The organism is Geobacillus sp. BMUD, from assembly GCF_013096845.1.
Taxonomy (GTDB): domain Bacteria; phylum Bacillota; class Bacilli; order Bacillales; family Anoxybacillaceae; genus Geobacillus; species Geobacillus vulcani.
The window spans coordinates 96,735-109,180 of sequence record NZ_SDLA01000003.1 but is presented as its reverse complement, the minus strand read 5'-3'; the positions used below and the strand labels follow the sequence as shown (position 1 = coordinate 109,180).

Here is a 12,446-nt window from a genome sequence, read left to right as displayed (position 1 = left end):
TTTCATTCGATGTATTCTGCCATTTGATCCCATTCAGGCTTCAGTTTGATTCCTTGTTTTTCCGCTGCTTGTTTATTGATCACCAATTTTAATTTTTTCGGATATTCTGGTTTGATCTCTGATGGTTTGGCTTCTCCTTTTAAAATGGCGACTGCCATTTGCCCCGCTTGATAGCCGATATCGTAGTAATCAAACCCATACGCCGCAAAGCAGCCTCGTTTTAATGAATCGAGCTCTCCCGTAAAAACAGGGATTTTTTTCTCGTTGGCAACGCTGACAACCGATTCAATGGCAGATACAACGGTGTTGTCCGTCACGATGTAAAACACATCTGCCTTGCCAACTAACGACTCTGCCGCCTGTTTCACCTCGGCTGTGGTCGAAACGGAGGCTTCCACCAACTTCAAATCCGTATGTTTCGCCGCTTCCTTCACTTTTTCAATTTGCGCCACTGAGTTTTGTTCGCCCGCGTTATAAATAAGCCCAACGGTTTTCGCATCCGTTTGCTCATCGATGAATTGAATCGTTTTGCGAATCGCATCGGGATGGCTGTCCGTTGTTCCCGTGATGTTTTCCCCTGCCTTGTCCATTGATGGAACTAAACCGGCACCGACCGGATCCGTCACAGATGTAAACACAATTGGAATGTCTTTCGTGGCATTGAGCGCACTTTGCGCGCTCGGAGTCGAGTTGGCAAAAATGAGGTCAACTCCGTCCGATACAAAGTTATTCGCGATCGTTTGGCTGTTGTTCATGTCGCCTTGGGCATTTTGAATATGGTACCGAACATTTTTTCCCTCTTTAAATCCCCCGTCTTCAAGCGCCTTTTTAAATCCATTGAAGGCGGCGTCCAACGACGGATGTTGAATGATTTGGGTGACGCCAATCGTAAACGTTTTCTGCTTTCCATTTTCTTTCGCACCGTTCGTCGCAGCCTTCTCTTCTCCCCCACACCCTGAGAGCGCCAAAACTCCGAAAACGATCGGTATCGCGAAGCGTTTGATCGCTTGTTTCATGAATGATTCCTCCTCGCTCCTTTGATCGCTGCTTTTCAAAAGTTTTTATCTGAATACAAAAATAAGGTGTTATATTGTGTATTTTCAGATAAATATTTTCATATGGATAGGCTTCGCATTAACGTCGAATCTCCCACTTCGGCCGCTTTTGGTGTGTAAAGAAATGATTGCGGCGTTTGCGTTTTTCGAGCCGCTCTTCACAAAATTGGTCGGCTGCCTCGATCGTTGTCATTCCTTCCGATTCGGCCCGCGCATAAATGGCGAGCAGCGTATCGTAAATCGCCTTCGTTTTCGCCAGCACCCGCTCTTTGTTCGCTCCATACAGTTCATCGGCCACTTGAATGAGCCCGCCGGCGTTGACGATATAATCGGGAGCATACACGATGCCTTTTTCTTTCAACATGCGGGCGTGGCGTTTGTCAGCCAGCTGATTGTTTGCCGAGCCAACGACCGCTTTCACTCGCAGCTCGGCGATCGTTTCATCGTTGATGACACCGCCAAATGCGCACGGGACGAACACATCGGCTTCGACGCGATAAATATCCGTTCCGTTTACCGGTTTGACGGACGCCCCGATGTGCTTGCCGTACGCTACGACCTCTTCCACTGCCGCTTCGTTCAAATCGCACACATACAGATCCGCCCCTTCTTCAAGCAAACGAAGCGCCACTTTCTTTCCGACTTTTCCGAGTCCTTGCACTGCATACGTTTTGCCATGCAAGTGCTTGCTGCCGAACACCACATTGTTCGTCGCCTGAATGCCGTAAACAACGCCCTCGGCGGTCGGCACCGATGAGTCTCCGCTTCCGCCATACGCTTCCGGAACGCCGACAATACAATTCGTCTCTTTCAGCGCGTGCACGAAATCGTCCGGCGTCGTCCCCATATCCGTGCCCGTGTAAAACCGGCCGCCTAATGACTCAACGAACTGGCCGAAAGCGCGAAACAATTCCGGCGATTTGTCTTTGCGCGGGTCGCCGATGATCACCGCCTTGCCGCCGCCAAAATCGACATCGGCAGCCAAGCATTTATACGTCATCCCTTTCGACAGCCGAAGCGCATCGGCGAGCGCCTCTTCCGTCGTGGCATACGGATGCATCCGGCAGCCGCCGAGCGCCGGCCCAAGAGCCGTGCTATGAATGGCAATGATCGCCCTTAGGCCGGTCGCTTCGTCGAGGCAAAACACCACCTGTTCATGTTCACGCATTTGAAAAAACAAATCCAAAGTTTGTGGCACATTTGCGGATAGCATGACATTCATCGCTTCCCCTCTCCTTTGCTTTACCGCTTGAAAGCGTTTTCAAGTTAATATAACAAAAAATATTATCACGTTAAAATAACGTAATACTATTTTTATAGTAACGATGTTCATTGTTAGTGTCAATCCTCTGTCAACCAATTTTTCATCGCCAAAAAAAGACGCCGTTTGACAGGCGTCTTCGTTCGATCAGCGAAATAGCGTGGATAATGATTGCCACTGCGTTTTGGCTTCCGTCATCATTTGTTCAAACAGCTCGGCCACCGTTGGCACGTCATCGATGAGGCCAGCGATTTGCCCCGCGTTGATAAATCCTTCCTGAAAATCACCAGAAAGCGCGCCGCGGCGATGGCGCTCCTCCGATGTATATTCTTGAAACTGCTCGAGCGGCATGCCCTGCTGCTCATACTCCAGCAGCTTCTCCGCATATGGCGTGCGCATAACACGGCGGATGCGCCCGACCGAGCGGCCGACAATAACCGTTTCATTTTCCTTTGCCTCGACAAGCCGCTGTTTATACGCTTCATGAAACGGCGCTTCCTTCGTGGCCACAAGCCTTGTGCCGAGCTGCACCCCTTGGGCGCCGAGAGCCAGCGCGGCAAGCAGCCCACGCCCATCGCCGATGCCGCCGGCGGCAATGACCGGAACGCGGACGGCGCGAGCCACTTGCGGGATGAGCGTCATCGTCGTCAGCTCGAGCGGCGAGTTAATCCCTGCCGCTTCATATCCTTCGGCCACGATGAGATCCGCCCCAGCCGCCTCGGCTTTTTTCGCCTGGCTGACCGACGCGACGACGACGATCACCTTGATGCCATCTTCGGCAAAACGTGGAATCCATGGCGCCGGATTACCGGCGGAAAGCGAAACGACCGGCACTTGATGTTTGATGACAAGCTCGGCGATCTCCGCGGCGTGCGGCGTCACCTGCAATGGGATGTTCACGGCAAACGGACGGTTGGTGCGCCGCTTCGTTTCGATAATCAGCGCCTCCACCTCATCGGGCGGCATCGTTCCGGCTCCGATCGTTCCAAGCCCCCCGGCTTCCGATACGGCGCTCGCCAGTTCCGCGTTGCTGATGTTGCCCATCCCGCCTTGAATGATCGGATAATGAAGGTCAAGCAAACGGCAAACATCATTCATTATGTTCACACTCCGTAAAAAATACGTTATATGTTATACATAATACCACATTTTTTCGAAGATGAGAACGATTTGAGTGTAACATCAATTTCATGTTTCCTTCCCAATATAACTGGGCATTTTGTCATTTCGTCATCATTCAATACGACGCCCGCAATGAAAAACCTGCAACGATCGGTGCACGGGCAAACCGACGATGTTCATTCGGCGGCAACTTTCCTCTGCCACAGTCCCATACCAAACGTTCCATAAACGGCAACCGGGATGCACAGCGTTGCGCCGTGCATCCCGGTTCATTCCACAGATATCTCTTCCTCTTCTTTTTTGTCAAGCTCTGCCCCTTCCTGAAACACCGCTTCAAAGAAACGGCTGGCTGGTGCCGCGAGTTGTTGGTAATAATCGTTGAACAAGGCGGCCGCATGGCTTCCCATCCACTCATTCGGCAACAGCTCTTCCGGCAAGCTGGGGTCGATGAACAAAAACTTTCGGTATTCATGGACGAGCTTCGTCCGCTCGACAAAACATTCCGCGTCCGACATTTCGCCGCGCTCGATTTTATGTTTGTCAATGACATATTTTTGACTGTAGACCGCAATAAACTGCTCGTATTTTTGGTTGATCTCTTCTAAGTTCCAGCACTTTTCCACAAGTTGCTTATTCGTATGCGGTCCATCGTATTCGGCAAGAAAGAAGTCGACATACGGGCGGATGTCATACTTGTCGATCAAGTCGTACACTTGTTGCTCTAAATTATTCGGTGAAATCCAACAGCTGTTGGAAATCGTGCCGAAACCGCTCCAAACAAGCTCCTTTCGCAGTTCATCGCGCAAATGCCGCTTATCCTCAGGAATCGTATAGATGAGAATGCGCCATTTCCCGTCCCAATGCTCGGGACGCGTTTTGTAAATGCGCCGCGCCGCTTCTTCCATCCGCTTGACGCCGCGCTCCGTGAGCGAATAGTAGCTTTTATTGCCGCGTTTTTCCGCGCGAATCCAGCCTTGTTTGCTCATGCGCGACACCGCTGCCCGCACCGCCTGGTCGTTATGGCCGAACTCGCGAAGAAGGCGGATCAAGCTGCCGATCCAAATTTCACCGCCGTAATGGCGGATGTAGTCGCCGTAAATCGTAAAAATGAGTGAGCGCGTATTCATCTGACGAAACTCCCTTTATCTTGTTTTCGAACTATAATCGTAACAAACTTTTATCACGCTGGCAAGACGGACGAAAAAACAAAAGGAATAAAAAAGAGCCGCACCACTAAAAAGGCAGGCGGCTCTCGATGAGATAAAAACATGCGGCCACAGCTTCGGTAGCTTCATCTAACTTAGGCAGGCATCATTTGAGCTGGCTGTATGACGGGCCGTCGTTTGAACATAACCAACCTTTCTACCGAACCAAGGCAAGGCGCTCTCACCGTTCATCGGCGTTTTTCACAATCGTCGCGATTCCTTGGCCGACGCCGATGCACATCGTTGCCAAGCCATAGGTGACGCCGCGTTTTCGCATTTCGTAAATCAATGTCGTCAAAATGCGGGCGCCGCTCGCGCCAAGCGGATGGCCAAGCGCAATCGCCCCCCCGTTGACGTTCACTTTCGTCCGATCAAGCTCAAGCTGCCGGATGCATGCCAGCGCTTGCGAGGCAAATGCCTCGTTCAGCTCGATCAGCCCAATGTCATCGATGGACAACCCGGAGCGCCGCAGCGCTTTGCGCGTCGCCACAACCGGGCCAATCCCCATCACCGCCGGTTCAACGCCGGCGACCGCCGAAACAACATAAGTGGCCAGTGGCTTGAGGCCAAGCTCTTTCGCCTTCTCAGCGCTCATGACTAGCAGCGCCGCCGCCCCGTCATTAATGCCCGAGGAATTGCCAGCCGTTACGGTGCCGTTTTCAAACAGCGGCGGCAGCTTGGCCAGCTTCTCCAACGTCGTATCCGGGCGCGGGTGCTCGTCCTTGTCGACAACGATCCGGTTTCCTTTCCGATCGTCATAAACGACCGGCACGAGTTCATCCGCAAACCGGTTCGTTTCGAGCGCTTGTTTCGCTTTCATTTGGCTTTCGTAAGCAAACTCATCTTGCGCCTCGCGTGTAATACCGAATCGCTTCGCCACATTTTCCGCCGTTTGCGGCATGCTGTCGGTGCCGTACATTTCGTGCATCTTCGGATTGATAAAGCGCCAGCCGATCGTCGTGTCGTACATCTCCATATTGCCGCGCGGAAAATCGCTTGACGGTTTGGCCATCACAAACGGAGCGCGCGTCATGCTTTCCACGCCGCCCGCGATCACGATGTCCGCCTCATTGGCCAAAATCGCCCGCGCCGCATAATTGACCGCATCAAGCCCCGAACCGCACAGCCGATTGACCGTCACCCCCGCGGCCTCAATCGGCAGCCCGGCCAACAGCGCCGCCATGCGGGCGACGTTGCGGTTGTCTTCCCCCGCCTGGTTCGCGTTTCCAAATACGACATCGTCGATTTGCTCCAGCGGCACGTTCGGGTTGCGTTCCATGAGCGCCCGGATGACGACGGCGGCCAAATCGTCCGGCCGCACGTCTTTCAACGCCCCTTTATAGCGGCCGATCGGTGTGCGCACGGCATCGACAATCACGACTTCTCTGCCCATGTTCTCTCCCTTCCTTTTCTAGCGGATCAGCTGTTTTCCCGATTCGTATAGTCATAGACGCCGCGGCCGGTTTTGCGGCCGAGCCGCCCCGCTTTGACGTATTGCTCAAGAAGCGGCGCCGGGCGGTATTTTTCTCCGAGTTTTTCGTGCAAATATTTTAAGTTGTTCAGTCGCGTATCAAGCCCAACTAAATCTGCGAGCTCAAACGGCCCCATCGGGAAATTGAGGCCGAGCTTGATCGCCTTGTCGATCTCTTCCGGCGTCCCGACCCCTTCTTGCAGCATGTAAAACGCTTCATTGCCGACAAGGGCGCTGATCCGGCTGGTGACGAATCCCGGAAATTCATTGACGACAACAGTCTCTTTCCCCATTCGCTTGGCCACTTCTTTCGCCACTCGCGCCGTCTCGTCGCTCGTCTCAAGGCCACGGATGATTTCCACCAGCTTCATTTTATGGACCGGATTGAAAAAGTGCATGGCGATCACCCGCTCCGGCCGCTTCGTAAACGAACCGATTTCGGTCGGACTCATGGTGGACGTATTCGTCGCAAAATAGCACGACGCCGGCGCATGGGCGTCCATCGTCTCGAACACTTGTTTTTTCAGTTCAAGCTTTTCCGGCACCGCCTCGATCACCAAATCCGCATCACGCACAGCGGACGCCAAATCAAGTGAATACGACAGGCGCGCCTCGGCTTCTTGCCGCTCGCTGTCGGTCAATTTCCCGCGAGCAACGGCTTGTTCGAACAGCGAAGCAATCTCTTTCTGGGCGCTCTTCAACTGTTCTTGCTGAATGTCCACTACTATCGTCTGGAATCCGCCGACAGCGCCGACATAGGCAATGCCTCTCCCCATCACGCCGCTGCCGACGACAACAAGGCGTTCGATCATCGTCTTCCCCCTCTCCTGCTCTCGCATATCATGGCGGATGCCTCAAGCCGGTGTGCCTTTCACCAAGCAGCGGACGCCGTCAAATGAATGGGCACCCCATCACGAGCGACGGGGTGCTCGATAGCCGGACAGATCTGTCTCATGGCCGCCCGCCACCAAAAATGGAAACGCATCAATCGAGCGGACGTGTCTCTCCATCGCTCGCCCTAACCGGCCTTTGCCTTCAAGGGCGACAAACTGGACGCTGCTTCCAAGGACGCGACACGCTCTCGTATCGTGACAAACGCAAAACGGTGAAAAGCCTTAGACGCCAAACGGATTAAGCGGACGCGGACCATAATACGACAGCACGCTTTTCGTTTCTGTGTACAAATCAAGCGCCTCGACAGACAGCTCGCGCCCAAATCCGGACTGTTTGTAGCCGCCAAACGGCGTGCCTGGGAAAGCGGAGAATGGGCTGTTGACCATGACAATGCCGGAACGCAGCTGTTTGGCTACGCGAACAGCGCGGCCATGATCTTTTGTCCAAATCGCGGCGGCCAGTCCATAGTCGCTGTCGTTCGCCAATTCAACGGCTTCGGCTTCATCGCGGAATTTCATCACGACGACAACCGGTCCAAAAATTTCTTCGCGAACCGCTTTCATTTGATGGTTCACGTTCGTCAAAATCGTCGGTTCATACCAGTAACCGTTTTCAAAGCCGGCCACGACCGCCTCTTTTCCGCCGGCGGCGATCGTCGCTCCATCAGCGACCGCGGATTGCACATACTCATCGATCACTTCGAGCTGACTGCGGCTGATGATCGCTCCCACATGCGTGCCGGCATCAAACGGATCACCGAGCTTCAGCTGTTTCGTTTTGGCCACGAACGCTTCCATAAACGCGTCATAGATGCTTTCATGCACATACAAGCGGGAGCGCGCCTCGCACGATTGGCCGCTGTTGTAGAAAATGCCGAACAATGAGCCGGCGACAGCGGCTTCCAAATCAGCGTCCGCAAACACAAGGCTCGGCGATTTGCCACCCAGCTCGAGCGTCACCCGTTTTAATGTTTTCGCCGCTTTCTCCATAATTTCCTTCCCGACCGGCGTCGATCCGGTAAACGCCACTTTGTCGACAAGCGGATGTTCGACCAAATAGTCCCCCACTTCCGCTCCGGCGCCTGTCACCACATTGACGACCCCTTCCGGCACGCCAGCCTCATGGCAAATTTCCGCCAGCACAAGGCAGGTGAGCGGCGTCAGCGACGCTGGTTTGACGACAACCGAGCATCCCGCGGCAATGGCCGGCGCAATTTTCCAAGCTGCCATCATGAGCGGATAGTTCCAAGGAATAATTTGGGCGCACACGCCGACAGGCTCCTTTTCTGTATAGTTGTGAAACGCCCCCGGCATCGGGTTGACCGCCCCGCGGTGCCCAATGATCGCCCCAGCGAAAAATTCAAAGTCTTCAATCGCCTGCATCACTTGCCCTTGAGCCGCCGACAACGCTTTGCCGGTATTCAAAATTTCCAACTCCACCAATTCATTGAAACGTTCGCGCATGATGGACGCAATTTGGTATAAGATGCGCGCCCGTTTTTGCACCGGAAAATGACGCCATTTCCCGCGGTCAAACGCTTGCCGCGCCGCCTGCACCGCACGCTCGGCATCCTCGCGCGTCCCTTTGGCGACGCGAGCGACCGGTTCGCCCGTGGCTGGATTGGTGACGACCAACGTTTCGCCCGCGGCGCTTTCGACCCGCTCCCCATTTATAATCAAATGATAGAAATCGCGTTTCGTCGGCATCGGTTCCATTTTCTTTTGCTTGACAGTCGCCATCGTTTTTTCCCCCTTGCTTAGTTTCCTTGGAAAATCGGTTTCCGTTTCTCAAAAAATGCCTTAACGCCTTCGCGGTGGTCGGATGTCAATCCCGCGATGCGCTGGCATTCCGCTTCCCGTTCGAGGTAGCGGTCAAACGTCGCTTCTTGGCTTTCGCGAAGCAGCCGTTTGATCAGTCCAATCGCCTTCGTCGGCATGGCCGCCAGCCGCTCGGCAAACTGCTTGACTTCCTCTTCCCAAGACGAGAGCGGAATCACCTTGGTGGCCAGCCCAAGAGCAACGGCTTCCTCGGCAGCCACTTTTTCCCCGAGCACCGCAAGCTCAAGCGCCTTTGCCCGCCCGATGAGGCGCGGCAAATAGTACAGATGCCCCGCATCCGGCACAAGACCGACGTGAATAAACGCGGGAGCGAAACTCGCCTTTTCCGAGAGAAGCCGGAAATCACACGCCAGCGCCAAGCTCATGCCCGCGCCGGCCGCCGCTCCGTTCACCGCGGCGACAACCGGCTTTTCCAGATGATGAAGCGCTTTCATCATCGGCGCGTATCGGGTGCGCAACACGTCGCCATGGTCCATTTCTTCCGTCACGCCGCTCAAGTCTTCGCCGGCGCAAAACGCTCGGCCGGCGCCGGTGATCACCACGCAGCGGACGTTTTGATCCGCTCCTGCTTGCTTCAGTGCCTTTGTCACTTCCGCATTCATTTGTTCCGTAAACGCATTGAGCTGATCCGGGCGGTTGAGCGTCAGCCAGGCGACTTGCCCCTTCACTTCATAACGGATCGTTTCGTACATCGGACGCCCCCCTTATTTTCCTTGGAAGCGCGGCTTTCGTTTTTCGAGGAAGGCCGCCATTCCTTCTTTTTGGTCTTCCGAGGCGAACAATAGGTAAAAGTTTTTCCGCTCAAATTGCATGCCTTCATACAGCGGATAGTCGACCGCTTTTTGCACCGCCTCTTTGATCAGCCGAAGAGCCAAAGGCGGCTGTTCAGCAAGACGCCCGGCCAACCGCATCGTTTCTTCCATTAAAAGCTCTGGGCTGACGACGCGGGTGACAATCCCTAGCTGCTCGGCTTCTTTCGCCGACATGCGCGCCCCGGTCCAAAGCCACTCGAGCGCCCGCTTCGGCCCGATGAGCTTCGTCAGCCGCTGCGTGCCTCCCGCTCCTGGCATGACGCCGAGATTGACTTCTGGAAAACCGAATTCCGCCGCGGCCGAAGCGATGATCAAATCGCATGACAGCGCCAGCTCGAAGCCGCCGCCGAGCGCTAAGCCGTTGACAGCGGCAATCATCGGCGTTTTCACGAGAGACAGGCGATCCCAATCGGCAAACTGGTTCAGCCACTCAAGACGAATGGGGTCATCGTCCGCCATCTCTTGAATATCGGCCCCAGCGGCGAACGCCCGCCCGCGCCCGGTGAGCACAATGACACGCACGGCTTCATCCCGGTCGAACGATTCGACGGCAGCGACGATTTCCGCCACCATCTGACGGCTGAGCGCATTCAACACATCAGGGCGGGCCAGTTCAATGACGCCAACCGCTCCCTCTTGCCGCACCGCAAGGAACGTCCACTCACTCATGTTCCACTTCCTCACCGACCATAAAGGTGACGAGATCGCCGGCAAATGACATGACATCTTTGGCCGATGCCTTCGCTTCTTTCGTTTTCATCGCCTCTTGGAACGCCTCTTGGCTGTCGTAATACATTTCACACAACAAATAGTACTCGCTTTCCGTCCCCATCGGCGTCCCCGTAATTTTCGTCACCTCGATTTTTCGGAGGCCAGGAATTTTTTCCGTCAGCGGCACATGCGTTCCATAATAATGGGCGTCAAACTGTTCCTTATCTTTCGGCTGTTTGTACAAGGCAATCATTTTAAACATCACGAACGTCTCCTTTCCCTTTTCTTATCCCGAAATCAATACCGGCTTCATCGCCTCAAACGGATTTTTGCATTGTTTGCAGTAGAAAATGCTGCGGCAGGCGGTCGGGCCGAACAAATTTTCCATGATGGTCCGCTCCGCCCCGCAATACGGACACTCGACTTGCCACGCCCCTGACGGCATTTGCCGCGGCGGCGGAGCGATGCCAAACTGCTTCAGCCGCTCCCGTCCGGCTTCGCTGATCCGATCGGACGTCCACGGCGGATGGCGGAGAAACTCAACCGTCACCGCCGAAGCCCCTGCTTGCTTCACCGCTTCCTCCACCCGCGTGCGGATGATATCAAGCGCCGGACAACCGAGAAACGTCGGCAGCAGACAGACCGAGACCGCTTCATCCCGAACGTCAACCTGTTCCACCATCCCAAGCTCGACAATGCTAATCGAATGAATCTCTGGGTCTTTCACCGTTTCTAACGCTTTCCAAACCTCTTCATTTGTCATGGCTCTCCCTCACATTTTCCAACCCGCTGCCGCTTTCCCGCTTGGGCTGCCTAGTGCCGCCAATAGTGCACCGTTTTGCTCCTTGAACAAACACTTCGTCCGTCATAAAGAGGCGTCACGCCCAACGCCGCATGTTGGCAAACAGCGGCGCCGGCATTACCATATCGCATGCGGGACGGCGCGGTATACTTCTGACAACGTCGCCAGCGCTTCGTCCAAATCGGGCGTATGTTCGCCGTTGCGGCCGTTGCCATGCTTCATGCCAAACGGCATCGGCCACTCAAGCCCCACCTCGGCAAACGCCGGCGCCAGCGCGGCAATGGTGTTTTCGGTCAGCACCTTTTCCTCATCAATCAGCCCCCACCGCACCATGTCCGTTCCTTTCGCTCCGAGCGTCAACACACCGGCAAAATCAGCGGCCACGTCTTGAATGGCTTTGGTCATTCGCGTCCGCGCTTCCCCAGGGGCATTCGTCAGCTGGACAAACCACGTATGCCAATGAAGCAAATGGTAGTGCAGCTCCACTTGAATTTTCGCCGCTACTTCCGCGAGCGGGGCATAGCTGCTTTTGGTCAGCGATTCGAGACGGACGCGCTTGGCCTGCGTATAAAAATAGTGGCGAACAACGGTGAACGCCCAATCATAGCGAGGCTCACGCAAATAATGCCCCGGGCCGTTCGCCCGTTCGAGCAAAACCGCATTGCGCCGGGCCGAAGCCGGGCGGGCGTGCGCCAGTTCGTCGGCTGATCCACAGCCAAGATCTTCAAGCAGCTGATAATACATGGCCGCATGGCCCATCGTGTCCTGACTGATGGAAGAAAAAGCGATGTCCTCCTCAATATGCGGCGCCAGGCCGAGCCATTCCGAGCCGCGGTAGGCAAGCAAAAAGTCATCGTCGGCCAGCTGGAACAACAGCTCCGTCAACGCATCCCGGCCGTTCGCATCGACATGCTTTTCACTCATCGTTGAATCTCGCCTTTCCATGACAAAATTTCTTTTTCGTCAAACGCCTGTTGTTCATATTTGCGCCACCGCTTTTTCAAATCCCCATATCCCCGCGTCAGCCGGTAATCTTTGTTGTCAAGCCGCTTGAGCGCTGCTTTTTCGTCTTCACTCATCCGCCGGATATAGTCCCGCTTTACGACCCAAAGGTCAGCGACCGGCTCACGGCGCATAAAGTTTTCCTGCGCCATCACGAGCGCGATCTCCTCATTGGGGGCAAGCAGACTGAATTGATGCTGCATCGGTGCATCCGGCGCTTTGCGGCTGAACACCTCAAACACTTGATAAAATCCTCGTTCTTTCCCCGCCATG

General features: G+C 54.8%; 13 protein-coding genes. All 13 read right to left on the bottom strand.

The genetic code is table 11. From position 1 onward, the window contains the following. Positions 1-2: 2 nt before the first annotated feature. The 13 genes from ETC05_RS06225 to paaB all read right to left on the bottom strand — a co-directional run bounded on the left by ETC05_RS06225 (position 3) and on the right by paaB (position 12,445). Positions 3-1,016: an ABC transporter substrate-binding protein gene (locus ETC05_RS06225; protein WP_031408991.1), complete on the bottom strand. Its 1,014-nt coding sequence runs from the start codon at positions 1,014-1,016 to the stop codon at positions 3-5. A gap of 118 nt (positions 1,017-1,134) precedes the next feature. Then, the gene (locus ETC05_RS06220) at positions 1,135-2,277 is read right to left on the bottom strand and encodes a Leu/Phe/Val dehydrogenase (protein ID WP_171660606.1); all 1,143 of its coding nucleotides are present in this window, start codon (positions 2,275-2,277) and stop codon (positions 1,135-1,137) included. 186 nt (positions 2,278-2,463) lie between these two features. Further along, positions 2,464-3,414 carry an NAD(P)H-dependent flavin oxidoreductase gene (locus ETC05_RS06215; protein WP_031408988.1) on the bottom strand — a complete coding sequence of 317 codons (951 nt, stop codon included), beginning with the start codon at positions 3,412-3,414 and terminating at the stop codon, positions 2,464-2,466. Positions 3,415-3,707: 293 nt separating this feature from the next. After that, positions 3,708-4,565, bottom strand: a complete 858-nt coding sequence (gene paaX, locus ETC05_RS06210) for a phenylacetic acid degradation operon negative regulatory protein PaaX (protein ID WP_031408986.1) — start codon at positions 4,563-4,565, stop codon at positions 3,708-3,710. Positions 4,566-4,824: 259 nt separating this feature from the next. Beyond that, the gene (locus ETC05_RS06205) at positions 4,825-6,036 is read right to left on the bottom strand and encodes an acetyl-CoA C-acyltransferase (RefSeq protein WP_031408984.1); all 1,212 of its coding nucleotides are present in this window, start codon (positions 6,034-6,036) and stop codon (positions 4,825-4,827) included. 26 nt (positions 6,037-6,062) lie between these two features. Next, the gene (locus tag ETC05_RS06200; protein WP_171660605.1) at positions 6,063-6,926 is read right to left on the bottom strand and encodes a 3-hydroxyacyl-CoA dehydrogenase; all 864 of its coding nucleotides are present in this window, start codon (positions 6,924-6,926) and stop codon (positions 6,063-6,065) included. Between the two features lie 303 nt (positions 6,927-7,229). Further along, entirely contained in the window at positions 7,230-8,747 is a 1,518-nt protein-coding gene (locus ETC05_RS06195) for an aldehyde dehydrogenase family protein (protein ID WP_031408981.1), read from the bottom strand. Positions 8,748-8,764: 17 nt separating this feature from the next. Further along, positions 8,765-9,538 carry an enoyl-CoA hydratase-related protein gene (locus ETC05_RS06190; RefSeq protein WP_031408979.1) on the bottom strand — a complete coding sequence of 258 codons (774 nt, stop codon included), beginning with the start codon at positions 9,536-9,538 and terminating at the stop codon, positions 8,765-8,767. 12 nt (positions 9,539-9,550) lie between these two features. After that, entirely contained in the window at positions 9,551-10,327 is a 777-nt protein-coding gene (locus tag ETC05_RS06185; protein ID WP_171660604.1) for an enoyl-CoA hydratase/isomerase family protein, read from the bottom strand. Further along, on the bottom strand, positions 10,320-10,631 hold the full coding sequence (locus tag ETC05_RS06180; RefSeq protein WP_031408974.1) for an EthD family reductase: 312 nt from the start codon (positions 10,629-10,631) through the stop codon (positions 10,320-10,322). Before ETC05_RS06180 ends, ETC05_RS06185 begins: the two co-directional genes overlap by 8 nt. Before the next feature lie 24 nt (positions 10,632-10,655). After that, positions 10,656-11,132 carry a 1,2-phenylacetyl-CoA epoxidase subunit PaaD gene (paaD, locus tag ETC05_RS06175; protein ID WP_031408971.1) on the bottom strand — a complete coding sequence of 159 codons (477 nt, stop codon included), beginning with the start codon at positions 11,130-11,132 and terminating at the stop codon, positions 10,656-10,658. A 156-nt stretch (positions 11,133-11,288) separates the two neighbouring features. Further along, the gene (gene paaC, locus ETC05_RS06170) at positions 11,289-12,116 is read right to left on the bottom strand and encodes a 1,2-phenylacetyl-CoA epoxidase subunit PaaC (protein ID WP_171660603.1); all 828 of its coding nucleotides are present in this window, start codon (positions 12,114-12,116) and stop codon (positions 11,289-11,291) included. After that, positions 12,092-12,445, bottom strand: coding sequence for a 1,2-phenylacetyl-CoA epoxidase subunit PaaB (gene paaB / locus ETC05_RS06165; RefSeq protein WP_031408967.1), 354 nt, complete (start codon positions 12,443-12,445; stop codon positions 12,092-12,094). Before paaB ends, paaC begins: the two co-directional genes overlap by 25 nt. Position 12,446: the final 1 nt, after the last annotated feature.